General features: G+C 40.5%; 18 protein-coding genes. 17 read left to right on the top strand and 1 reads right to left on the bottom strand.

Features of this window, described 5'->3' with window-relative positions; genetic code table 11:
• Nucleotides 1-15: 15 nt before the first annotated feature.
• The 8 genes from LY11_RS12060 (at nt 16) to LY11_RS12095 (ending at nt 8,537) form a co-directional block, all read left to right on the top strand.
• Entirely contained in the window at nt 16-1,008 is a 993-nt protein-coding gene (locus LY11_RS12060; RefSeq protein WP_111633948.1) for an FKBP-type peptidyl-prolyl cis-trans isomerase, read from the top strand.
• A gap of 71 nt (nt 1,009-1,079) precedes the next feature.
• Entirely contained in the window at nt 1,080-1,847 is a 768-nt protein-coding gene (locus LY11_RS12065; protein WP_111633949.1) for a TatD family hydrolase, read from the top strand.
• Between the two features lie 6 nt (nt 1,848-1,853).
• On the top strand, nt 1,854-2,870 hold the full coding sequence (locus LY11_RS12070; protein WP_111633950.1) for an asparaginase: 1,017 nt from the start codon (nt 1,854-1,856) through the stop codon (nt 2,868-2,870).
• Nucleotides 2,871-2,888: 18 nt separating this feature from the next.
• Nucleotides 2,889-4,304, top strand: a complete 1,416-nt coding sequence (locus LY11_RS12075) for an MBL fold metallo-hydrolase (RefSeq protein WP_111633951.1) — start codon at nt 2,889-2,891, stop codon at nt 4,302-4,304.
• Nucleotides 4,305-4,311: 7 nt separating this feature from the next.
• Complete coding sequence (locus LY11_RS12080; RefSeq protein ID WP_111633952.1) at nt 4,312-5,280, top strand: YpdA family putative bacillithiol disulfide reductase; 969 nt, start codon at nt 4,312-4,314, stop codon at nt 5,278-5,280.
• Nucleotides 5,281-5,359: 79 nt separating this feature from the next.
• On the top strand, nt 5,360-6,331 hold the full coding sequence (locus tag LY11_RS12085) for a polyprenyl synthetase family protein (protein WP_111633953.1): 972 nt from the start codon (nt 5,360-5,362) through the stop codon (nt 6,329-6,331).
• A gap of 72 nt (nt 6,332-6,403) precedes the next feature.
• Nucleotides 6,404-7,849 (top strand): M20/M25/M40 family metallo-hydrolase, encoded by a 1,446-nt coding sequence (locus tag LY11_RS12090; RefSeq protein WP_111633954.1) that lies wholly within the window; start codon nt 6,404-6,406, stop codon nt 7,847-7,849.
• 313 nt (nt 7,850-8,162) lie between these two features.
• Nucleotides 8,163-8,537, top strand: a complete 375-nt coding sequence (locus LY11_RS12095) for a VOC family protein (protein ID WP_111633955.1) — start codon at nt 8,163-8,165, stop codon at nt 8,535-8,537.
• A 38-nt stretch (nt 8,538-8,575) separates the two neighbouring features.
• Here the strand turns inward: LY11_RS12095 and LY11_RS27075 are convergent, their stop codons facing one another.
• Complete coding sequence (locus LY11_RS27075) at nt 8,576-9,130, bottom strand: DUF6266 family protein (protein WP_317047996.1); 555 nt, start codon at nt 9,128-9,130, stop codon at nt 8,576-8,578.
• Nucleotides 9,131-9,352: 222 nt separating this feature from the next.
• Here LY11_RS27075 and LY11_RS12100 point away from each other — a divergent pair, with 222 nt between their 5' ends.
• From LY11_RS12100 to LY11_RS12140, 9 genes are all read left to right on the top strand, one after another.
• A complete protein-coding gene (locus tag LY11_RS12100) occupies nt 9,353-10,381 on the top strand; it encodes a LacI family DNA-binding transcriptional regulator (protein ID WP_111633956.1) in 1,029 nt (342 codons plus the stop codon).
• 422 nt (nt 10,382-10,803) lie between these two features.
• The gene (locus tag LY11_RS12105) at nt 10,804-13,788 is read left to right on the top strand and encodes a SusC/RagA family TonB-linked outer membrane protein (protein WP_111633957.1); all 2,985 of its coding nucleotides are present in this window, start codon (nt 10,804-10,806) and stop codon (nt 13,786-13,788) included.
• 36 nt (nt 13,789-13,824) lie between these two features.
• Nucleotides 13,825-15,405, top strand: a complete 1,581-nt coding sequence (locus LY11_RS12110; protein ID WP_111633958.1) for a RagB/SusD family nutrient uptake outer membrane protein — start codon at nt 13,825-13,827, stop codon at nt 15,403-15,405.
• Nucleotides 15,406-15,424: 19 nt separating this feature from the next.
• Complete coding sequence (locus tag LY11_RS12115; RefSeq protein WP_111633959.1) at nt 15,425-16,462, top strand: SusE domain-containing protein; 1,038 nt, start codon at nt 15,425-15,427, stop codon at nt 16,460-16,462.
• An 81-nt stretch (nt 16,463-16,543) separates the two neighbouring features.
• Nucleotides 16,544-18,397: a glycoside hydrolase family 13 protein gene (locus LY11_RS12120; protein WP_111633960.1), complete on the top strand. Its 1,854-nt coding sequence runs from the start codon at nt 16,544-16,546 to the stop codon at nt 18,395-18,397.
• 1 nt (nt 18,398) lies between these two features.
• Nucleotides 18,399-19,079, top strand: coding sequence for a beta-phosphoglucomutase (pgmB, locus tag LY11_RS12125; RefSeq protein WP_111633961.1), 681 nt, complete (start codon nt 18,399-18,401; stop codon nt 19,077-19,079).
• Between the two features lie 2 nt (nt 19,080-19,081).
• Entirely contained in the window at nt 19,082-21,403 is a 2,322-nt protein-coding gene (locus LY11_RS12130) for a glycoside hydrolase family 65 protein (protein ID WP_111633962.1), read from the top strand.
• Nucleotides 21,400-23,157, top strand: coding sequence for an alpha-amylase family protein (locus LY11_RS12135; RefSeq protein ID WP_111633963.1), 1,758 nt, complete (start codon nt 21,400-21,402; stop codon nt 23,155-23,157). The genes LY11_RS12130 and LY11_RS12135 overlap by 4 nt, the downstream gene beginning before the upstream one ends.
• 49 nt (nt 23,158-23,206) lie before the next feature.
• Nucleotides 23,207-24,556 carry an MFS transporter gene (locus LY11_RS12140; protein WP_111633964.1) on the top strand — a complete coding sequence of 450 codons (1,350 nt, stop codon included), beginning with the start codon at nt 23,207-23,209 and terminating at the stop codon, nt 24,554-24,556.
• Nucleotides 24,557-24,581 lie beyond the last annotated feature (25 nt).

Below are 24,581 nucleotides of genomic sequence, written 5' to 3' on the forward strand. Positions count from 1 at the left end.
CACAATAAATCTAAAATGAAAAAAACATTAGTAATTCTTTTTGCCGCTACACTTGGTTTAGCAGCTTGTAACAACTTCAAAAAAGGTCCGGGAGGCCTGATGTACACGATCCACAAGACTGAAGGAAAAGACAAAATCGTTGAAGGTGATATTATCAAAATCAATGCAATCCAGAAAACTGAGAAAGATTCAGTAACCAGCAGTACTTATGATATTCAGCAACCAGCTGTATTCCCTGTATCTAAAAAACAATGGGCAGGAGATATCTCTGACGCTTTAATGTTATTAGCAGAAGGCGATAGTGCTACTTTCAAAATTGACCTGGATTCAATGGCTAAATATTCAAACCAGCCAAAACCAGCTACTCAAAAAGATAAATACATGGTTTTCACTGTGAAAATCGAAAAAGTAATGCACAAAGCTAAAGGTGAAGCGGATTCAACTTTCCAGAAAAAAGCTACTGAGTTTTTCCAGAAAGATTTCCAGGCTACAGTTGCTAAACATAAAGCTGCTGAAGCAGGTAAAATCAAAAACTTTATCGAAGACAATAAACTAAAAGTACAAACTACTGCTTCTGGTTTACAATATGTAATTACAGCTCCTGGTGATGCACAAAGAGCTACACCTACAGATACTTTAATGGTAAATTACACTGGTAAATTACTAACTAAAAAATCTGATGGTAAAGAAAGCATTTTTGATACAAGTATCGAAAAAGTAGCTAAAGAATCAGGTAAATTCAATGCAATGGCACAATACGGCCCACGTCCATTTACTATTGGAAGAGCAATTCCAGGATTTGACGAAGGTTTGAAGTTAATTGGTAAAGGTGGAAAAATCACTTTAATCATTCCTTCGAAACTGGCTTACGGTGAAGGTGGAATGCCACAAGGCGGTATCACTCCATTCTCTCCATTGTCTTTTGATGTTGAAATTACTGACATCAAAAAACCTACAGGTGCACCTGCAGCTGCAGCGCCGGTTATGGCTCCTGCTGCTAAAAAATAATTTTGATTTTAATCAAACGTATAAAACCCTGTCCGGTAATCCGGACAGGGTTTTTTTATTAACTTTGTTTTATGTTTTTAACCGATACGCATACGCATTTGTATTACGAAACGGAGGAAGAAAAACAGGCGCTGCTTTTTCAGCGCTGTTTCGAAAATAGAATAGACCGTTTATTCCTTCCTAATGTTGATATATCTTCCATCGCAAAGATCGATGATCTGGTCAGGAAGTATCCTGATAATTGTTTTGCAATGGCAGGTCTGCATCCTTGTGAGGTCAAAGAAGGCTATCAGGAAGTACTGAAAGAAATTCATCAAAGCATTGAAGGCAGAAAGATTTACGCCATCGGCGAGATCGGTATTGACCTTTACTGGGATAAAACTACTTTAGGTATACAGCAAGATGCTTTTTATGAACAGATCAGATGGGCTAAGGAATTAAAGCTTCCGATAGTGATTCATTGCAGGGAAGCTTTTGATGAAGTCTTTGAAGTACTCGAAGCAGAAAAAGGAGAGGATCTGAGGGGAATTCTTCACTGTTTTACCGGCAATCTGGAACAAGCACAAAGAACTATTGAATTAGGTTTCTATTTAGGAATAGGTGGTGTGGTTACTTACAAAAAGGCTGGCCTGGACGAAGTACTTTCACATATTGATCTGGAACACCTGGTACTGGAAACAGATTCACCCTATCTTGCACCAGTACCTTACAGAGGTAAACCAAACGAAAGCAGCTACCTGGTACATATTGCACAGAAAGTTGCTGACATTTACCATATCCCTGTAGAAAAAGTAGCAGAAGTAACTACAGCTAATTCTATCAAAATATTTAACGTCTAGCTTTACATGACAAAAATTCTCATTATCTATACAGGTGGAACGATCGGTATGGTTAACAACCCGCTGACGGGTTCATTAATTCCTTTTGACTTTGAACAGATCCAGCAGAATGTACCTGAACTGGCCCGTTTGAATTATCATTTGTCGGTGCACTCTTTTGACCCCATTCTGGATTCTTCCAACATGGACCCCATTATCTGGGCTGAGCTGGCCAGGATTATTGAAGACACCTATAATGATTATGATGGATTTGTTGTGCTGCATGGCTCTGACACGATGGCTTATACGGCCTCTGCGCTCAGCTTTATGCTGAAGAACCTGTCTAAACCAGTCGTATTGACCGGCTCGCAGCTGCCGATCGGAGAAATCCGGACAGATGCCAAGGAGAACTTAATTACTGCCCTTGAAATTGTTGCGACTAAAATAAATGGGGTGGCTATGGTTCCTGAAGTTTGTATTTATTTCGACTATCAGCTGTTCCGCGGAAACCGTTCTATCAAGTATAATTCAGAGAAATTCGAAGCCTTTCAATCGCCAAACTATCATATTCTGGCAGAAGCAGGTGTGAGTCTTTCTTTTTATACGAATTATATTCACGATCTTCCGCAAGAACCTTTAGTGGTACAGTCGAATTTCAATGCTAATATCGGGGTGCTGAAATTATATCCGGGTATTACCCCGCAGGCTGTTCAGGCAATTACCACATCTTCTGTAGATGCGATTGTGCTGGAAACCTTCGGATCAGGCAATACAACGACTGCGCCATGGTTTATTGACAGTTTGCAAGCTGCCATAGATCAGGGTAAACTGATTGTTGATATTTCACAATGTCAGGGTGGGTCAGTTGAACTGGGCAAGTATGAAACGAGTAAAAAACTACAACAAATGGGTATTATCAGCGGTTTTGATATGACATTTGAGGCGACCGTGACCAAGCTAATGTACTTGATGGGTCAAAATCTTACAAATACTGAAATTGCAAGCCTAATGGAGCAATCTTTGCGCGGTGAGTTAACAGCGTAATATAAAAACATATTCTATATGAAAATAGAGCAAATTTATACAGGCTGTCTGGCCGAGGCAGCTTATTATATTGAGAGCAACGGTGAGGCCGCAATTATTGATCCTTTAAGAGAAGTTCAGCCCTACCTTAAAAAAGCCAAGCTGGCAGGTGCGACTATCAAATATATCTTTGAAACACATTTTCACGCTGATTTCGTTTCAGGGCACGTTGATCTTGCACAGCATTCGGGTGCGAAAATTATTTACGGACCTACAGCACAAACCACTTTTGATTCACATATCGCAAAGGACGGAGAAACATTTAAAATCGGAGATTTAACGATTACGACTTTACATACACCGGGGCATACACCGGAATCCACTACTTATCTATTAAGTGATAAAGATGGCAAACCTTACTGTATTTTTACAGGGGATACGCTGTTTATCGGCGATGTAGGCAGACCTGATCTGGTACAAAAAGGTGCACAGACCGCTGAGGAAATGGCAGGCATCTTATACGATTCCCTGCAAGCCAAGATTCTTTCTTTACCCGATGATATATTGGTTTATCCGGCGCACGGTGCAGGTTCTGCCTGTGGTAAACATATGAGTAAAGAAACGTTTGATACTTTAGGACATCAGAAAGAAGTTAATTACGCGCTTAAAACCGCTGACCGTGACGATTTTATTCAACAAGTAACGGAGGGTACTTTACCTCCGCCACAATATTTTGCAAAAAACGCAGCCATCAACAAAAATGGCTATGAAAGTTTTGCCCAGGTTAAAGAGAAGGGATTAATCCCAATGGAACCGGAAGAATTCGAAGCGACGGTAAATCATATGGGTGCATTAATCCTGGATACCAGGGACCCGCAGGATTTTGCCGGTGCTTTCATTCCCTCGTCAATTAATATTGGGCTGAATGGCCAGTTTGCCCCTTGGGTAGGCGCATTGATTACTGATTTGAAGCAACCTTTACTACTGATTGTAGAGGAAGGAAAAGCAGAAGAAGCGATTACCCGCCTGGCAAGAGTGGGTTACGACCATACCATTGGTTATCTGGAAGGTGGCATTGCTGCCTGGATAGCTGCGGGTAAGGATGTAGAAACTATTGGTTCGGTGTCTGTGTCTGAATTTGAGGATATGGTGCACACTCACCCGGATTTAAAAGTCCTGGATGTGCGTAAGCCCGGAGAATATGAAGCCGGACACCTGGAATGTACTTTGACCCGTCCGCTGGATTATATCAATGACTGGACAAATGAGATCAATCCTTTGGAAACATATTATATTCACTGTGCGGGAGGTTACCGGTCAATGATTGCCGCTTCTATCCTTAAAGCAAGGGGAGTAGAGAACGTAATTGATATCAAAGGCGGTTATGCTGCAATCCGTTCCACCAGTCTGAAACGCACGGATAATTCTGTGACAGCTAAAGAACTTAAATCCTGATTTGTTAATGGAAGAATATGATGTGCTGATCATTGGTGCCGGCCCGATTGGGATGGCCTGTGGGATAGCAGCCCAAAAGGCGGGACTTAAATATATTATCGTAGAAAAGGGTGCACTGGTGAACAGCCTGTACAACTACCCTGTTTTTATGACTTTTTTCTCTACTTCTCAAAAGCTGGAGATTGGAGAAGTGCCGTTTGTGAGCATCAATCCTAAGCCAAACCGGAATGAAGCAGTAGAATATTATCGCCGCGTGGCAGAGAAATTTAATTTGCAAATCAATCTTTTTGAAAAGGTAGAGGAAGTGAGTAAAATAGCAAACGGAGAGTTTGAAGTCCATACTTCAAAAAGAGCTTACCGGGCTAAAAATGTGATTATTTCTACAGGATTTTATGATGTACCTCTTTTGATGGATATTCCAGGCGAAAATCTGCCTAAGGTTGCACATTACTATAAAGATCCCCATTTATATGCTTTCCAGAATGTGGTGGTTATTGGTGCAAATAATTCTGGTATTGATGCCGCGTTGGAGACTTACCGGAAAGGCGCAAAGGTTACTTTGGTTATTCGTGGTGCTGAAATCGGCTCTTATGTGAAATACTGGGTACGCCCGGATATTGAAAACAGGATTAAAGAGGGAGAAATCAGAGCTTATTTCAATTCGGAAGTCATTGCAATTACTGAAGACAATGTGACTATCAAAACTCCGGAAGAAACGATTACGGTGGATAATGATTGGGTGATTGCCATGACTGGTTATCAGCCTGATTTTGGAATGCTGAAAAAACTGGGTGTAAAACTAGATGGTGAATCAGGTACTGCCCCGGCTTATAATCCGGAAACGATGGAAACAAACTTGCCGGGATTATACCTTGCAGGTGTAGTTTGCGGGGGAATGGACACGCATAAATGGTTCATTGAGAATTCCAGAGTTCATGCCGAACAGATCTTTCAGCATATTGCTTTAAGGCACTAAACGTAATAATTCAATTTTAAAATTTCATTCAAGCAGAATTAACTGAATTTAGTTAAGTTTGCAAATATTTCAAACCTGAATGCCGGGAATAAATCAGATTAAGAAACCCATAGCCGCAGATATAGCAGTCTTTGAAGAAAAATTCAAGGCCTCCATGCACAGTGATGCTCCATTATTGGATCGCATCACACACTATATCGTCAAGAGAAAAGGTAAGCAGATCAGACCTATGTTTGTTTTTTTTGCCGCTAAACTTTGCGGGGGGATTATTGAGTCCACACATCGTGGTGCTGCCCTGGTTGAATTATTACACACGGCAACGCTGGTCCACGATGATGTAGTTGATAATGCTTATGAGCGCAGGGGCTTCTTTTCAATCAATGCTTTATGGAAAAATAAGATTGCTGTTCTGGTGGGTGATTATTTGCTGGCCAAAGGGCTTTTGCTTTCTGTGAATAACAATGAGTTCCGCCTTTTGCAAATCGTTTCTGAAGCGGTTAAGCAGATGAGTGAGGGTGAATTATTACAGATCGAGAAAGTTAGGAGAATGGACATCGGGGAAGAGCTTTATTTTGATGTGATCCGTCAGAAGACTGCTTCACTGATTGCTTCTTGTTGTGCTTGTGGTGCTGCTTCGGCTGGTGCAGACGATGAGACGATCGAAAAGATGCGTCTATTCGGAGAAAAGGTCGGTATTGCTTTCCAGATCAAGGATGATACTTTTGACTTCGGAACTGACGATGTAGGTAAACCTTTAGGAATAGATATTAAGGAAAAGAAAGTTACGCTTCCTTTAATTTATGCTTTAAATCGTGCGGATAAGTCGGAGAAAAAGAAAATGATCAACCTGGTAAAAAATCACAACGATGAACCTGCTAAAATACAGCAGATCATTGATTTTGTGAATGAGAAGCAGGGGGTACACTATGCCAATGAGAAAATGGCGCAGTACCAGCAGGAAGCTTTTGATATTTTATATACTTTTGAAGAGAGCGAAGCCAGAACAGGGCTTGAACAATTAGTTCGATATACCACGGAACGTAAAAAGTAACAATTCCCATACAGTATCTTTTTGTACTTATATATTTTAATTAAAAGCTTATTTTAATCGAAATATATTTCCATGAAGATACTTTTCTCTCTTTTTTTCGCCGGGCTTGCGGTTTCTGCACATGCTCAGGATAATTTCGGTAAAGCTTTTAGTCAGATTAATACAGATGTACAGGAACATTCAAAGGCTTATGGCACTTTGAAGTCTGCTACAGAAACTATTGGTCACCGTTTAACTGGTTCTGCAAATGGGGTCAAAGCGGAAGCGTATGCTTTTAATTTGTTTAAATCTTATGGATATGATGTGCGTTATCAGCCTTTTGAGGTAGAGAGCTGGAGCAGAATCAGCAATGAAACTAAAGTAGGGGCTGGTTCATTAAAGGTCGTTCCTTCTGTAGCCTTAGCACATTCTCCGGTTAATTCTGCTGTTTCGGCTGGGCTGGTTGATTTAGGGAATGGTTTAGAGAGTGATTATACGAAAGATGCAGGTTTAGTGAAAGGTAAGATTGCTTTGGTTTACCTGGGGGTATTACCGGGTTCGCCTGCGGGAACTGCTTCTTTGCACCGTTCTGAAAAAACAGCACTTGCGATTAGTCATGGTGCTGTTGGGATTATCATTATCAACGGGGTTAAGGGTGGCGTATTGCTGACAGGAACGGCTTCGGTAACGGGAAAATTGATTACTATTCCTGCGGTTTGTATTGGTTTAGAGGATGGAATGCGGTTAAAGGAGGAGTTGAAGTCCAAGCCTCAGTTTGCGAGTTTAAATATGAAGAATTTCTCGGGTATGATTAAAGCGAGAAATGTGATTGCAACTTTAAAAGGTGATTCTTTGCCGGATGAAAAGATTTTAGTTGGCGGCCATCTGGATAGCTGGGATCTGGCTACGGGTGCAATTGATAATGGGATTGGTTCTTTTGCGGTAATGGATATGGCAAGGTCTTTTAAGGCGCTGAAGTTGAAAACGAAAAGAACGGTAGAGTTTATTTTGTTTATGGGGGAAGAGCAGGGGTTGTTAGGCTCTAAGGCTTATATCGCACAGGCAGAGAAGAAGGGTGAGCTGGGTAAGGTGAAGTTTATGCTGAATTATGATATGACAAACGATCCTAAGGGTTTTGCAACAAGCAGGGCAGAGATGAAGGGGTTATTTACGAGCTGGGGGAAAGAAATTGTGAAGATTGACACAGGATTCAAGAATGTATTTGTTTTTGGGGCGTGGTTGCATAGTGATCACCAGCCGTTTATGTTAGAAGGAATTCCTACTGGTGGCGGTGCTGGCGGGGAACTGCCTAATCATTCGGGACAGTTTTATCATTCTGATGGGGATAGTTTTAAGCTGGTGGATGAGCAGGGGTTGAAGAATACGGTAAGGTATAGTGCTATGTTGACTTATGGGTTAGCTAATACAAGGGTTCTTCCGGTTGGGAAACAGTCTGATGAGGATTTGAAAGGGTTTTTGAGAGAGAATAAGTTGGAGGATGCGTTGAAGATTGCAGGGGAGTGGAAGTGGGATAAATAAGTCGTTCCTCCGAAAAAAAACAATATACCATGTTCGGCCGACATTGCCTTCGCCCGAAGGGAGGGCCGGAACACATGCCCTCACATTGGTATATTGTTTTTTTTCTTCTATCTCCATATTTGGGATGGGGTTAGGCAGGGATAGTTATTGCAGGTTTGTTAGGCAGGGATAGGTATGTTGGGTTGCCGGATGTGAAAATAGATTTGGTAATGTCCGGAAATAGGTGGAAATTAATGCAAAGTTGTCTGTAAAGAGTTTAATAGACAGCTTTTTGATTTTTATATCATTTCTTCAATCGTAGATATTCTTAGTTATGAAAAAAGTAACGGGCATTGGTGGGGTATTTTTTAAATGTGATGATCCGCAGGGGATGAACGAATGGTACGCCAAAAATCTGGGATTGGCTACGAGTGAATACGGAACAACGTTTGAGTGGCAGGAGTTTGATGATCCGTCAAAAAAAGGTTCGACGACGTGGAGTACGTTTCCGCAGGATACGAAATATTTCGATCCGTCAACTAAGCCCTTTATGATTAATTATAGGGTAGAAAATCTAGTTGAGCTGGTCGCTGAACTAAAAAAGGAGAATATCACCATGGTTGATGAAATTGCGGAGTATGATTATGGCAAATTTGTCCATATACTCGATCCTGAAGGGAACGTGATTGAGCTCTGGGAACCAAAATGAAATATGATTCGGACCAGGTTTGATGAACAGGCTATCCTTTAATTCGTAAATCTTCCGCAATACACGCTTTTGGAAACTTCATCACTCATGATGTCCTTAAAAGCGATGAATACTTCATAAGTGTTATTCTTGATATAACCAGGTTTCATAGGGAAAGTATGTTTGAGCTCGTCTCTTTGTGCACCGCTGTAATTGGCATGTACACGCCCGAAATTTTTGTTATATAATAAGATGATGGCACGGTCTGTAGGATTGCCAGTGGCTGTAATATCCTGATCCCAGGTGAAGTTAAAGGCATTTTCTGATACAACAACCTTTACATTTTCAGGTTTAAGGAGTTCTCCGTTTGCAACTAAAACGGTATCCCAGTTAATTTTCTGATCCGGGAATTCCCCCTTAACTGCATGCAGCAGATTAACAGATTTAGCGGCATTGTTTGCAGTAATGTTCCGCTCTTCTGCTATATGTTTGAATCCTGTTCTCAGGAATGGCTTAACATAAAAATAATATAGGTTAAGTATAGTTGTTGTTCGATGGCGATTGGGTATAAGGTTTAGTACCTCTGAAAGGTCTGTGAATGATGTCTGAACAATGTGGCTTTAATTCATTGATCTTCAGTTAGTTATGACGGTTGCGTTTAAGCTCTTTTTCTGGCTTATTTTTGACTGAATTCTGGTTGCCATATCGTCAGCTAATGAACTGTTGCCCTGTCCTGTAAAAAGAAAGGGCTTTGGAAGGGGAACTCTATTTAAATTAGGTGGGGTTACTGATTTTCGGTTATATTTACCTTGTAAAAAATAATTGCAGCGGCGTAGATGCGTAATATCAATATAAAAGAACTGGCGAAAGCGCTTAATTTATCGACTTCAACTGTATCCAGAGCCTTTCGGGATAATAGTGATATTAGCAAGGAAACTAAGGATAAGATTCTGGCTGCGGCCAAAGAGCTGAATTATCAGCCGAATCATTATGCGAGCAATTTGAGGGAGCAACGCAGTAAAACGATTGCAGTTATTGTGCCCGAGCTGGCCAATCATTTCTTTTCACAGGTCATTCATGGGATTGAAGGCGTTGCCAGAGCCAGGGGATACCATATCCTGATTTATGCAACCGATGATGATTATGAGAAGGAGGTTTCTTTTATCAGGCATTTACACAATGGACGCGCGGACGGAATTATCATGTCGGTATCGGGAGAAGCTAACGATCATAATTATCTGAATGAGCTGAATCAGCAAAGATTACCGCTGGTTTTCTTTGATAGGGTTTATGAGGATATTATTACGCCAAGGGTGATCACCAATGATTATGACAGTAGCTTTTCGGCGGTTCAGCATTTGATTAAGCAGGGTTGTAAACGAATTGCATGCCTGGTTATCAATAAAAATCTATCCATTGGTAAAACAAGGATGCAGGGTTATTTAGACGCACTGGAGAAATACAATATCCCTTTTGATGACCGGCTGATCGTGGATTGCACGAATAGTTATAAAAGGAACAATGTAATTCTGAAGGATATGTTCAAAAAACTAAAGCCGGATGGGGTCTTTACTTCGGTTGAGCGTCTGGCGTTTGCCACCTATTATGCTTGCCAGGATCTGGAAATTACTATTCCGGATCAGGTGAAGGTTGTCGGCTTTTCAAGTCTGGAAATCGCACCGCTTTTAAATCCCTCTTTAACGACAGTGACTCAGCCAGCTACAACAATTGGTGTGGAGGCAGCCTCACTTTTATTCAAGATGCTGGAGCATCCGGAGTCGGTCAATGTCAATGAAAAAATTGTGCTTGACTCTAAGTTAATGAAGCGGAATTCTACCGCTGTCGGGACGTTAAAAAAACGTTAAATATTTATTACTAAATCGAAGCTTTTTAAGCAGAAATTTTCCGGGTTCTCCGGAAATACGCAGAATTTAAGTTTTTTTTTCTGTCGCCATTGTTAATAACCTTCCTTTACTTCGGGAACGTTCCCGGTATCGTTCCCGGAAATCAGGCTCAAAATTACTTAGTGTAAAAAAAACACTTTAATTGGGTTAAAATTTAAGTTAAGATATTGATTTACAGATTTTTGAATTGATATTTTAGTGCGATGTCTTGAAAAAACACGTAGAATTTATTAGGGTGTTTTGACCTTTTCGTGATATTAAATATTGTGTTAAAAAATTATTTGATATTAAATTTTGAAATATGATCCTCGAATGTAAATTTACGATGTGTGTGATACACAGTCTATATTATCCAAATATATAACCTAAATAAGTTATTAAATATGAAAGTATTTTACGTGATGAGGTATTGTCTGCTACTGGTTTTAACCATTTCAGCATTCGCAGTACAAGCACAGACCGGTGCAATAACTGGTAAAATTATTGATGAAACCGGTCTTGGACTTCCGGGAGCCTCGGTACTGATTAAAGGACAGGGCAGAAGCGGAAGTACGGATGCAGCTGGTAACTTCAAAATCGTTGGTGTACCTAATGGTCCGGTTACCTTAACAGCAAGTTATATCGGTTACAGCTCCCTTGATCTTAACGTTACTGTAAAGGGAAATACTGTTGCCAACTTTTCCCTGAAACCAGATGCACAGAATTTAAATGAAGTAGTCGTGATCGGTTACGGTACTTCACAGAAAAAAGATCTGACGGGATCAATTACTACCGTAAGCTCCAAAGATTTCCAGGCGGGTAACATTACTTCTCCCGAGCAGTTAATTGCAGGTAAAGTTGCTGGTGTGTCTATCGTTTCCAATGGTGGACAGCCGGGATCAGGAAGTGTGATCCGTATTCGTGGTGGTGCTTCTCTTACCGCAAGTAATGATCCTCTGATCGTTATCGACGGTGTTCCTTTTGGAAACAACCTGACAGTTGGCGCAGTAAGTGGTAATGTGATTGCAGGTGTTGGTAATCCTTTAAGTTTAATCAACCCGAATGACATTGAAACTTTTACTGTATTGAAGGATGCGAACGCAACTGCAATTTATGGATCAAGAGCTTCGAACGGGGTTATCCTGATCACAACTAAAAAAGGTAAATCGGGTGCGCTTTCAATTGATTTCAGTACCGTGAATTCTTATGCAACTGTAGCAAAAAAGGTCGACGTATTAAGTGCAGATCAGATTCGCGATTATGTAAATGCGAACGGTACGGCTGCTCAGAAAGCATTGCTTGGTTCAGCCAATACAGACTGGCAGAATGTAATTTATAATGACGCATTCACGACAGATAATAATCTAAGCATTTCTGGAAGCTTTAAAAAAGTCCCTTATAGAATTTCTGGTGGTTACCTCGATCAGAAAGGTTTATTACGTACAGATCGTATGACAAGGGCCACTGCAGGAATCACCTTAAATCCTACTTTCTTTGATAACCACCTGAAGGTTGATTTAAATTTAAAAGGATCATTAAGTGAAACACGTTTTGCAAATACAGATGCGGTATCGAATGCAATTTCGTTTGACCCTACACAACCAGTTTATGCAAACAACGCATATGGTGGTTATTATGAATGGATAGGTTCTACCGGGCAGTTAAATCCCAATGCACCTAAAAATCCGCTGGGATTAATTCAGGAAAAAGAAAATAATGGTAAAGCAGACAGAAGTTTCGGTAATTTAAGACTGGACTACTCTTTCCATTTCTTACCTGAATTGCACTTCAATGTAAATGGTGGATATGATGTATCTAAAGGATACGGAAGTGTAAGAGTTCCTGCCTATGCTGCACAAAGTAATGCAACTTTAGGAACGGCTACTCAATATGAAGCAGTTCAGCATAATAAAGTAGCGGAAGCTTTCTTTAGCTATATTAAAGATCTGAAAGGGATCAGAAGTAATATCAATGCAACTGCAGGATATGGCTTCTATGAGAACTCTACTACAACTTATAATTTTACTGACTATAATGCGATTGGTACTGTACAAAAAGTACCTGTGTTTCCTTATGACACACAGCAAAATCGTTTATTATCATATTATGGACGTTTAGTATACACTTTTGCTGATAAATATATCTTTTCAGGAACAATGCGTGCTGATGGGTCTTCGAAATTCAGTGAAGCAGGAAGATGGGGTTATTTTCCATCGGCAGGTTTTACTTGGAGAGCAATTGATGAGTCATTCTTAAAAGACAGTAAAGTATTTTCTGATTTGAAAATGCGTTTGAGTTACGGGATCACGGGTCAGCAGGATGGTTTTGGTAATTATACTTATCTGCCTAACTATTACAAAAGTGTGAATGAAGCACAGTACCAGATAGGAAACCAGTTTTACCACATGTTCACGCCGATACAATATGATAAAGATCTGAAATGGGAAACGTCTACGACTTATAACGCAGGGATTGATTATGGATTATTTGGCGGAAGAGTTTATGGTAGTGTAGATGTGTACTATAAAAAGACTAAAGATTTATTAAGCCTTGTGCCTATTGCAGTTGGAACGAACTTCAGCAATCAATTGGTCACCAATGTGGGCAACATGGAAAATAAAGGTATTGAAGCTAGTATCAACGTTGGTATTATTAAAACGGATGATGTGAAGTGGGATATGGGCTTTAACTTTACTTACAATAAAAACAAAGTAACCAACTTAAGCTTAAACCCGGACCCGAACTTCAAGGTAGGTGCCGGAGATATTACAGGAGCAACCGGGACTACATTGAAATGGAATGCTGCTAATTACAACCCTGGTTCTTTCCTTGTTTATAAGCAGGTTTATAATGCGCAGGGGAAACCTCTTGAAGGTGTATATGCTGACCTGAACAATGATGGTATAGTGAATGATCAGGACAGATACTTTTACAAATCGCCTGTACCTAAATTTATTTTAGGCTTCACGACTTCATTCAGTTATAAAAAATTAACATTAAGCACAGTGTTACGTGGTAATATCGGTAACTATATCTACGATAATGTTTCTTCTAATCTTGGTGTAAATAGAAATATATTGAGTCCAAGCGGATTAATCAATAATGCGAGCAGCACATTTTTCGATACAAACTTTACAAATAACCAATACCTGAGTGACTACTATATTCACAATGCTTCTTTCCTGAAAATGGATAATGCTGGTCTTGCTTATAATTTTGGCCGCTTGTCGCCAAATTCAAAAACAAGTCTGCGTATTACCGCAAATGTTCAGAATGTATTTATAATCTCTAAGTACAAAGGGATTGATCCGGAGAGCACTACGGGTATAGATTATAATTTATATCCAAGACCAAGAACATACAGTTTAGGGCTTAACGTAGGGTTTTAATAGTTTTCATCACCGATAAAATAAAATTTCATATTCATGAAAAATCTATTCAAAATATTTACGGCAACTGCCGTGTTACTGGTTACGCTCTCGTCTTGTAAAAAAGACCTGAACTTAAAACCAACGAATGACATTATTTCGGACGTAGCTTATTCTACTCCGGAAGGGTACAAACAGGTTCTGGCTAAGATCTATGGAAGTTTCGCAACTACAGGTGGCGGCGGTTCAGGGAGCAGTGACCTTGGTGGTATTGATGCTGGTGCTTCAGATTTTATCCGTTTATACTGGAACGCTCAGGAATTAACTTCTGATGAGGGAATTTGTGTTTGGAATGATCCTGGAGTTTATGATTTAAATTTCCAGACTTATACTTCAGATAATGTAATTCTGCGTGGTTTATATACAAGAAGTTTATACCAGATCACAGTGATCAATGAGTTTTTACGGGAGAGTACACCTGAGAAACTGGCTTCACGTAATATTACTGGCGCAGATGCCACAAATATTACAGCTTACAGAGCAGAGGCAAGATTTTTACGTGCTTACCAATACTGGGTACTGATGGACCTGTATGGTAATCCTCCATTTATCACAGAAGCGAATGAAATTGGTAAAGTTGCCCCTCAGCAAATCAAACGTGCAGATTTATTTAAATATGTAGAGAGTGAATTGTTAGCGATAGAATCAGAATTACCAGGTTCTAATGATTATGGAAGAGTAACAAAAGGAGCGGATCAGATGTTATTATCCCGCGTTTATCTGAATGCTTCAGTTTATACCGGAACAGCTAAAAATACTGAGGCTGCTGCTTATGCGAGTAAAGTGATCAGCGCTGGTTATTCTTTAAACCCTGTTTACAAAAATCTATTCCTTGCTGATAATGATCAGAATAACCCTGAAGTGATCTTGTCTATCAATTATGATGGTCTGCTGACTCAGAATTTTGGAGGAACAACTTTCCTGACCAATGCTTCTATCAATGGTGATATGAACCCAGCAAATTTTGGTGTTCCAAGTGGTGGCTGGGGTGGTATTCGTACGCGCTCAACTTTACCTGCTCTGTTTGGTATTACTGGTGCTTTTACGACTAATCCGGATTCCAGAGCGATGTTCTTTGGTGATAAAGTTGCGAATGATGACGTGGGTGTGTTTACTGATGGTTTACGCGCTATAAAATTCAGAAATGTGAACAAGGCAAATGTTACAGCTCCTTCAAACAACGGAACTTTCTGTTCGATAGACTTTCCTTTATTCCGTTTACCTGAGGCTTATTTGAATTATGCTGAAGCGGTTCTGCGTGGTGGTAGTGGTTCATTGAGTCAGGCTGTTACTTATGTTAACCTTTTACGTCACCGTGCTTATGGTGATGATTCAGGAAATGTATCTTCATTGACTTTGGATAATATCTTAGCTGAAAGAGCTAAAGAATTTTTCTGGGAAGGTTACAGACGTACAGATCTGGTACGTTTTGGCAAATTTACTGATGGTTCTTATTTATGGCCTTATAAAGGTGGTGTTAAAGCTGGACGTGGTACAGAAGCAACACGGAGTATTTTCCCATTGCCATCGGCAGATTTAATCTCCAATCCTAATCTGACTCAAAATCCTGGTTATTAATTTAAAATCTATTATAGAGATGAAATCATTATTCATAAAAAGCATGACCTATAGCTTATTCCTGCTATTGTTTGTGTCCTGCAAAAAAGATGAAACTAAAATTGTAGCTGGTAACGGCACCGCTCCGGTTTTGACAGCTACACAAAGCACACTGGTGTTAGATAGTGCCAATGCAAAGAAAACAGCAGTTGTATTCAATTGGACAGCTTCTTCTTTCAATTATAATGCAGGCATATCATATGCTATACAGCTGGATGTAGCAGGAAATAATTTTAGCGGACCAAAAGAAGTTGCACTCAATACTGCTTTAACTAAAACTTTTACGGTAGAGGAAATTAATAGCCTGATCAATCAGCTCGGGCTTACTCCTGGTACTCCGGGCAAAATAGAGGTTAGAGCTAAAGCCAGTATTGGCGATGCTTTTTCCCCTGCTTATTCTAACGTGATGGCACTTACGGTAACGCCTTACCAGATTATTATTGATTATCCTTCGTTGTATGTTCCTGGCTCTTACCAGGGATGGGATTTTAAAACTGCTGCAAAAATATCTTCAGTAAATGATAATAAAGTTTATGAAGGATATATCAATTTCCCGGATGCAAGTACAGACTTTAAGTTTACTTCGCAAGCTAATTGGAATGGCATAAATTATGGGACTTCATCACCGGGTACGCTAAATGCCGGAGGCGGGGATAACCTGCATACCGATGGCGCAGGTTATTACCTGGTCAAAGCAGATACTAAAGCACTTACTTATTCACTGACCAAAACGGTATGGGCGGTTATTGGAACTGCTACCGGATCAACGGCTGCAGAAACACCAATGACTTACGATGTGGCCAGCAAAGTCTGGACAGTAACCAAATCACTGGCAGCAGGCTCATTTAAATTCAGAGCCAATGGTACGGACGCTATTAATTTCGGTGATAGCAAACCCGCGAGTGGCAAGCCGGTATATGGTGGTGCAGATATTCCTGTCGCTGCTGCGGGCAATTATAAAATTATTTTAAACTTGGGCACGCCGGGTAATTACACCTACAGCGTGATTAAGCAATAAAAAAAGAAATGCCCTGATGATGAGTCAGGGCATTTTATTCGTTAATCCCGATTTTCAAATTCGATCCTCAACTCCTTAAAAATGAAGAAACTATTAATTGTACTATTTGTTCTGTTTACTACAAATTCATGGGCACAGGTAAAACTGGACCATGTAGAACCAATGTTCTGGTGGGCAGGAATGAAAAATCCAAAGCTTCAGCTATTGGTTCATGGTAAAAATATAACTGACTATAAGGTACAGTTAAATTATCCGGGTGTAAAATTAACAGCAGTGCATCAAGTAGAGAACCCAAATTATTTATTCGTTGATCTGGAAATTACTGCAGCAGCTAAAGCAGGTAAATTTCCAATCTCTTTTATGGATAAAGGAAAGAAAGTATCGGAGTATAGTTATGAGCTGAAAAACAAAGATCAGTCTGCGTCAAGAATTCAGGGCGTAACGAATAAAGATTTTATTTATTTGCTGATGCCCGACCGTTTCTCCAATGGAGATCCATCAAATGATGTGGTTAAAGGAATGGCGGAAACTAAAATGAACCGTGATTCTATGTATTACCGCCATGGTGGAGATATTCAGGGGGTAATCAATCACCTGGATTATTTAAAAGCTACAGGAGTAACCACGATCTGGATGACACCAGAGATAGAAAATGATATGGCCTCAGCGTCTTATCATGGTTATGCTGTAACTGATCATTATAAAATTGATCCGCGTTACGGAACAAATGCCTTGTATAAAACTTATGTAGACAAGGTGCATGCGAAAGGCATGAAAGTGATTAAGGATATTGTGCACAATCATATCGGAACAGGACACTGGATCTTTAAAGATATGCCGATGAAAGACTGGGTGAACCAGTGGCCGGCTTATACGCAAACAAGCTACCGCGATGAGCCAGTAATGGACCCGCATTCTTCAGCTTTGGATAAGAAAAAACAATTGGATGGCTGGTTTGTACCTTCTATGCCCGATTTGAATGAAAGAAATACTTATGTACAAAATTACCTGACTCAAAACCATATCTGGTGGATTGAGTATGCTGGAATTGATGGGTTAAGGCTGGATACTTATGCTTATAATGATCCTGAATATATGGCCGACTGGGCTTTAAAACTGAAAGCTGAATTTCCTTCTTTAACTATTTTTGGAGAGACTTTAGTAAATTCGGTAGCCTCACAAGCTTATTTCACACAAGGAAATACAGTGAACAGAGGTTTTGATACACATTTACCGGGTGTGACCGATAATATGATGAAAAGTGCTGTTTATGAAGCTTTGAATGGTAAAAATGGCTGGACAGATGGTATCTTCAGGTTATATAATGTGGTTTCGCAAGATTTCCTGTATCAGGACCCGACGCGCAACGTTATCTATTGGGATAACCATGATATGAGCCGTTTTTATTCGATGATACAGGAAGATATGGACAAGTATAAATCTGGTATGGCGATTTTACTGACCATGCGTGGTATTCCGCAACTGTATTATGGAACAGAGGTCCTGATGAAGAATTTTTCTGATCCTGATGGTTTGGTCCGTTCTGATTTTTCAGGTGGATGGAAAGGCGATACCAAAGATAAGTTTACGGCTGCAGGTCGTACGCCAAAAGAAAATGAAGCTTGGAACTATGTGAGTAAACTGGCTGTTTACCGTACTAAGAGTGAAGCACTGCAAACGGGGAAAATGATGCAATTTGTTCCTGAAGATGGTCTGTATGTATATTTCAGGTATATTACTGAAGGAAAGCAAGGTAAAGACGTGATGGTGATCTTAAATAGTGAAGATAAAACCAAAACGCTTGACGTGTCCAGGTTTGCAGAAAGAATGAAAAATACAAGCTCGGCGGTCAACGTGATCAGCGGAGAAAAAATAAATACGGTGAAGACGATCAGTGTCCCTGCTAAAACAACACTGGTACTAGAATTGAATTAATATGAAAGATACAACTATAGCGTGCATTTTTGATTTAGATGGTGTATTGGTAGATACGGCTGTTTACCATTATCAGGCATGGAAAAAACTGGCTAACTCATTGGGTTTTGATTTTACGGAAGCGCAAAACGAACAGCTGAAAGGCGTGAACAGAATGCGTTCTCTGGATATGATTTTAAACTGGGGAGGGGTAACCAAAACTACTGCAGAGAAAGAAGAACTGGCAACTTTAAAAAATAGCTGGTATGTAGCGATGATTAGCAAGATGTCTGTTTCGGAAGTTTTGCCAGGATCATTGGACTTGTTAAAGGCATTAAAGGCTCAGGGAATTAAAATTGCATTAGGTTCGGCAAGTAAGAATTCAGGTTTAATCCTGGAAAGAACGGAGCTGGCACATTTCTTTGATGCGATTGTAGATGGAAATGCAGTAACGACTTCAAAACCTGATCCGGAAGTTTTTATTAAAGGAGCGGAGTTATTGAATGCCGCCGCCGCCGATTGTATCGTTTTTGAAGATGCAGCAGCAGGTGTGCAAGCAGCAATTGCAGCAAAAATGGCTGTGATAGGTATTGGAACGGAAGAGAATTTACCGGGTGCGGACGAATTCCACAAAGACCTTTCAACGGTTACCGTTGAGGAACTGATTAATCTGGTTAAAGAAAAGCATAGCGTAAAAGGGTAAACATGAAGAATTACATACAAGCAGAAGAGTGGAACATCATAGAGAGTGGTTTTGATCCTCATTTGAATAAAATATCGGAAAGTATATTTAGCCTTGGTAATGGCCGGATGGGTCAGCGCGCAAATTTTGAAGAAACTTACAGCGGCGAATCTCTGCAGGGAAATTACGTTGCTGGCGTTTATTATCCGGACAAAACCCGCGTTGGCTGGTGGAAAAACGGGTATCCTGAATATTTTGCCAAAGTATTGAATGCGGCAGATTGGATGGGACTGGAACTGAAGCTGGATGCAGAAGTACTGGATTTAAGTTTATGTAAGGTAACAGCATTCCAAAGAGTGCTGAATATGAAGGAAGGTTACCTGGAACGTACATTCACGGCAGAACTGGCTTCTGGGAAACAAGTACAGGTAAAAGCTAAGCGGTTCTTTAGCATTGCGAATGATGAAATCGCAGCTTTACACTATCAATTGATACCGCTTAACTTTTCGGGGAAACTGGATTTGACAGCTTTCATTGATGGAGACGTGAAAAACCAGGATTCCAATTATGAAGAGAAGTTTTGGGACGAAGTAAGCAGCACACAGGATGAAAGTGGTTCTTACTTAACATTACGGACTAAAAAAACAGCCTTTGATGTAATTACAGGTGTTCAAACTGCAGTACTAAAAAATGGTAAAACGGTTAAGCTTACTATAGATGAGCAGTCCCTGGAAAAATATGTTTCAGAAAGCGGATCAGTAGAACTGACGCTAAATGAAGGAATTGATATTTATAAAATAGCGACTAACCTGTCTTCGCAGAATTATGCCAGTGCTGATTTATTGGCTCAGGCGAAAGCAGCAGTTCAGGCTGCGGTAGCGAAAGGTTTTGACGAATTGTTAAAGGAACAAGCAGCGGCATGGGCAACGAAGTGGCAGGAAGGTGATATTATTATAGAAGGGGATGTAGCTGCACAACAAGCCATCCGTTTCAATATCTTCCAGTTAAACCAGACTTATACTGGAAAAGATGCACGCTTAAACATTGGTCCGAAAGGCTTTACTGGTGAAAAATACGGAGGTTCGACTTATTGGGATACGGAAGCTTATTGTATTCCTTTTTACTTATCGACCGCGCCACAGGAAGTTTCTAAAAACCTGTTGGTTTACCGCTATAAGCATTTGGAAAAAGCAATTGAGAATGCAGAGAAGTTAGGCTTTAATAAAGGCGCAGCTTTGTATCCGATGGTGACTATGAACGGAGAGGAATGCCACAACGAGTGGGAAATTACTTTCGAAGAGATCCATAGAAACGGAGCAATTGCTTTTGCTATTTTCAACTATATCAGGTACACAGGTGATACTTCTTATCTGAGAGAATACGGTTTAGAGGTACTGATCGGTATTGCACGCTTCTGGAAACAAAGAGTGAACTGGAGTGCGGATAAAAAGCAATATGTAATGTTAGGGGTAACCGGGCCTAATGAGTATGAAAACAATATCAATAACAACTGGTATACAAATACATTAGCTGCCTGGTGTTTAAAATATGCTGCGGAAGCTGCTGGAATCGTGAAGGAAGAAGATCCGGAGCAATACCAGCGGATTGTGGCTAAAACATCTTTCGCTGAAGAGACAGAATTTGCAGACTGGAAGAAAATTTCGGAAAACATTTACCTGCCTTATGATGAAGAGCAGGGGGTATTCCTGCAGCAGGATGGATACCTGGACAAAGAACAGATTTTAGTGAAGGATCTTCCGGCATCAGAGCGCCCGTTAAATCAGAAGTGGAGCTGGGACAGGATTCTGCGTTCTTGTTATATTAAACAGGCGGATGTTTTACAAGGGATGTATTTCTTTGAAGATGACTATGATTTGGAATCTTTAAGAAGGAATTTTGATTTTTATGAATCGCGTACGGTTCATGAGAGCTCTTTATCGCCTTGTGTACATAGTATTTTAGCAGCGAAACTGAATGATGGGGATAGAGCTTATGAGTTTTATTTGCGTACCTCACGTTTAGATCTGGATGATTATAACAATGATACGGAAGATGGCTTGCACATTACTTCTATGGCGGGCACCTGGATGAGTATTGTAGAAGGTTTCGGCGGAATGCGTGTGAAAAACGATACACTTTGCTTTAATCCTTTTCTTCCTGAACAATGGACTTCATTTGCATTTACGGTTGGTTTCCGCGGAAATCAGTTCAAAGTGAAAGTCACCAAAGACGAGATTATTATCAATACCACCAGCAAAGAGTTGCTGCACATCAATATATTTAATAAGTTACAGCCTGTTCAGGCAGGTGAAACCGTAATTAATTACAGAGGATTATTGGTATGAAACACCATTACCGGACTTTAACTGTAGTTGTTTTACTGTTTTCAGGATTTATAAATAGAAGTATGGCGCAACAGCAGGAAAAAATAATGATTTATCAGCTTTTGCCAAGATTATTTGGCAATAAGCAGCAGAGTAATATTCCTTATGGAACTATAGTGCAAAATGGCAGTGGTAAGTTTAATGACATCACTGTACAGGCACTGGATGGGATTAAAGAACTCGGGACTACTCATGTTTGGTATACCGGGGTAATTGCTCATGCTACTTTAACGGATTATAGCAATGCAGGATTACCAGCAAACAATGCGCAGGTAGTGAAAGGCAGGGCGGGGTCTCCTTATGCAGTGCGGGATTATTATGATGTAGACCCTGATTTGTCAGTGGATGTTAACCACAGGATGGCAGAGTTTGAGGCATTGATTAAAAGGACGCATGAAAAAGGGCTTAAAGTGATTATTGACTTTGTGCCTAATCATGTTGCCCGTCAATATCAGTCGAAAATGAAGCCTGCAGGGGTTAAAGATTTTGGAGAGGGTGATAATGTGCTGCTGGCTTTCAGCCCAGCCAATGATTATTATTATGTGCCCGGAAAGGATTTTGTTGTTCCGGCTCCTAAATCAAATCAGCAGACACTGCTTTCTGTTTTGCAGCAAATAGATTATACAGAATCGCCTGCAAAAGCGACTGGAAATAATGTTTTTTCAGCAAGCCCTTCGGTAGATGACTGGTATGAAACGATCAAATTAAACTATGGGGTAGACGAGCAGAACGGGGCAAAGCAATATTTTACGCCAACGCCTGCAGTCTGGACTAAAATGAAAGATATTCTGGCTTTCTGGACAGCAAAGGGGGTAGATGGTTTCCGTTGTGATATGGCAGAAATGGTCCCGCTTGCTTTTTGGAACTGGGTAATCCCGGAAGTGAAAAAGGTAAAGCCTGAATTGATTTTTATCGGAGAGGCCTATGATCCTGCTACCTATAAATCATTCCTGACTACAGGCAAATTTGATTATTTATATGATAAGGTTGGTTTGTATGATGGGTTGAAAAAACTGATCAGAAGTGAAGACCAGGCAGATGTGAATGACATTAGAAAAGTGTGGCAGCAGGAAAGTGCAGGCTTTGGAGATCAGATGCTGCGTTTCCTGGAAAATCATGATGAGGAGCGGATTGCTTCTGCGGGTTTTGCCGGACAAGCTGAGTTAGCACTTCCTGCGATGGTCGTTTCCGCGACTTTATCCGGCGGGCCTGTGATGACGTATTTTGGTCAGGAAGTGGGTGAGCCGGGAAGGGGTGCAGAAGGCTTTGGCGGAGAAGATAACCGGACGACAATTTTTGATTACTGGGGAGTCCCTGAACATCAGAAATGGATGAATAATGGTGCTTTTGATGGCGCGAAATTAGGTGGTCAGCAAAAGGAACTTCGTAATTATTATAAGAGATTATTGCAGTTTGCAGGTGCATCAGAAGCTATTGCTAAAGGTAAATTGTGGGAAATCCCGGTTGGTGGCAATATGAATAAAAGGATGTATGGTTATGTACGTTATACAGCGAATCAGCGTTTGCTGATCCTGGTGAACTTCGACCGCCACTACAGAATGGAAAGCCAGGTACAGATTCCGGCAGAGATTTTACAAAACCGTCCTTTGACAACTGCAGCAGATCAATTATCTGATTTAAAATTAACTGATCTTAAAAATAACACGATACCGATCTGGGTATTGCCAATGCAAGCACAGATTATAGCCTTCTAATTATTGAAATTTTAAACAAGCTCTGAACCTCCAAACCAAATAGATCCTTATGGAACAAAATAAAGCCGCTGCCTCCAAACCAAGATTATCCAATGCACAGATATTTAATATGAGTGTTGGGTTTTTCGGGATACAGTTTGGTTTCGCCCTGCAAAATGGAAATGCTTCCAGAATCCTGCAAACTTTTGGTGCAGATGTGGAGCATCTTTCGCTTTTCTGGCTGGCAGCACCTTTAACTGGTATGATTGTACAGCCAATTATCGGCTATTACAGTGATAAGACCTGGAATCGTTTTGGCAGAAGAAGACCTTATTTCCTGATCGGAGCTATTTTAACAGCTATCGCGTTGATATTGATGCCTAATTCGGGTGCAATGGCAAGTTTTCTGCCGCCTATTATCATCGGGGCAGGAATGCTGATGATCATGGATGCTTCTATTAATGTGGCAATGGAACCTTTCAGAGCTTTGGTGGCTGATAAATTACCAGAAAGCCAAAGGAGTTTTGGATTCTCTATGCAGACCTTTTTAATTGGGGCCGGAGCGATCTCTGGTTCGTGGCTGCCTTATATCTTTTCTGAATATCTGGGGGCATCTAAAATTGCAGCTGCGGGGCAGGTTCCTCACAATGTGATCTACTCTTTTTATGCGGGTGCTGCAATTTTAATATTGACCATTTTGTGGACGGTATTAACAACTAAGGAATATCCACCGGAAGAAATGGCTTTATATCATACTGGGGAGCCGGAAGTTGAAGAGCAAAAAGGGTTAATGTCTATCCTGACGGATTTCTCTAATATGCCGTTAACGATGAAACAGCTTGGGTTGGTTCAGTTTTTCTCGTGGTTTGCTTTATTCTCGATGTGGGTATTCACAACGCCTGCTATCGCGCAGCATATTTATAAAGTACTTCCCGGAGATACGTCTTCGGTTAAATTTGCAGATGCAGGAAACTGGGTTGGTATTCTTTTTGGTGTTTACAATGGGGTTTCGGCTATTTACGCGTTGATATTACCGGCAATTGCCAGGGCAACCAGCCGTAAAATGGCACATGCTTTTTCTTTACTGGCGGGGGGCGCGGGTCTGCTTTCCATTTACTTCATCACGAACCCGGATCACCTGATCTATTCTATGATTGGAATCGGCCTGGCCTGGGGAAGTATTCTTTCTATGCCTTATGCGATTTTATCGAGTGCAATACCACCACGGAAAATGGGGGTTTACATGGGGATATTTAACTTCTTTATCACGATGCCGCAAATTGTCAATGGTATCTTCGGCGGACTGATAGTGAAGCAGTTTTACAATGGTGAGGCAATTTATGCGATCGTAATTGCAGGGATATTCATGATACTGGGTGCAATCTCGGTGTTGTATATCCGCGGAAGTAAAGAAAAGTAAACGCGGCTTAAATCAGCTGTTAAAA

The organism is Pedobacter cryoconitis (genome assembly GCF_003259615.1).
Lineage (GTDB): Bacteria > Bacteroidota > Bacteroidia > Sphingobacteriales > Sphingobacteriaceae > Pedobacter > Pedobacter cryoconitis.

What these genes read in the sequence shown, in the direction of transcription:
- LY11_RS12080 (WP_111633952.1), top strand. Translation starts at nt 4,312, where the DNA reads ATGGAAGAATATGATGTGCTGATCATTGGTGCCGGCCCGATTGGGATG.
- LY11_RS12085 (WP_111633953.1), top strand. Translation starts at nt 5,360, where the DNA reads ATGCCGGGAATAAATCAGATTAAGAAACCCATAGCCGCAGATATAGCA.
- LY11_RS12090 (WP_111633954.1), top strand. Translation starts at nt 6,404, where the DNA reads ATGAAGATACTTTTCTCTCTTTTTTTCGCCGGGCTTGCGGTTTCTGCA.
- LY11_RS12075 (WP_111633951.1), top strand. Translation starts at nt 2,889, where the DNA reads ATGAAAATAGAGCAAATTTATACAGGCTGTCTGGCCGAGGCAGCTTAT.
- LY11_RS12100 (WP_111633956.1), top strand. Translation starts at nt 9,353, where the DNA reads ATGCGTAATATCAATATAAAAGAACTGGCGAAAGCGCTTAATTTATCG.
- LY11_RS12140 (WP_111633964.1), top strand. Translation starts at nt 23,207, where the DNA reads ATGGAACAAAATAAAGCCGCTGCCTCCAAACCAAGATTATCCAATGCA.
- LY11_RS12070 (WP_111633950.1), top strand. Translation starts at nt 1,854, where the DNA reads ATGACAAAAATTCTCATTATCTATACAGGTGGAACGATCGGTATGGTT.
- LY11_RS12060 (WP_111633948.1), top strand. Translation starts at nt 16, where the DNA reads ATGAAAAAAACATTAGTAATTCTTTTTGCCGCTACACTTGGTTTAGCA.
- LY11_RS12105 (WP_111633957.1), top strand. Translation starts at nt 10,804, where the DNA reads ATGAAAGTATTTTACGTGATGAGGTATTGTCTGCTACTGGTTTTAACC.
- LY11_RS12115 (WP_111633959.1), top strand. Translation starts at nt 15,425, where the DNA reads ATGAAATCATTATTCATAAAAAGCATGACCTATAGCTTATTCCTGCTA.
- LY11_RS12095 (WP_111633955.1), top strand. Translation starts at nt 8,163, where the DNA reads ATGAAAAAAGTAACGGGCATTGGTGGGGTATTTTTTAAATGTGATGAT.
- pgmB (WP_111633961.1), top strand. Translation starts at nt 18,399, where the DNA reads ATGAAAGATACAACTATAGCGTGCATTTTTGATTTAGATGGTGTATTG.
- LY11_RS12065 (WP_111633949.1), top strand. Translation starts at nt 1,080, where the DNA reads ATGTTTTTAACCGATACGCATACGCATTTGTATTACGAAACGGAGGAA.
- LY11_RS12135 (WP_111633963.1), top strand. Translation starts at nt 21,400, where the DNA reads ATGAAACACCATTACCGGACTTTAACTGTAGTTGTTTTACTGTTTTCA.
- LY11_RS12110 (WP_111633958.1), top strand. Translation starts at nt 13,825, where the DNA reads ATGAAAAATCTATTCAAAATATTTACGGCAACTGCCGTGTTACTGGTT.
- LY11_RS12120 (WP_111633960.1), top strand. Translation starts at nt 16,544, where the DNA reads ATGAAGAAACTATTAATTGTACTATTTGTTCTGTTTACTACAAATTCA.
- LY11_RS12130 (WP_111633962.1), top strand. Translation starts at nt 19,082, where the DNA reads ATGAAGAATTACATACAAGCAGAAGAGTGGAACATCATAGAGAGTGGT.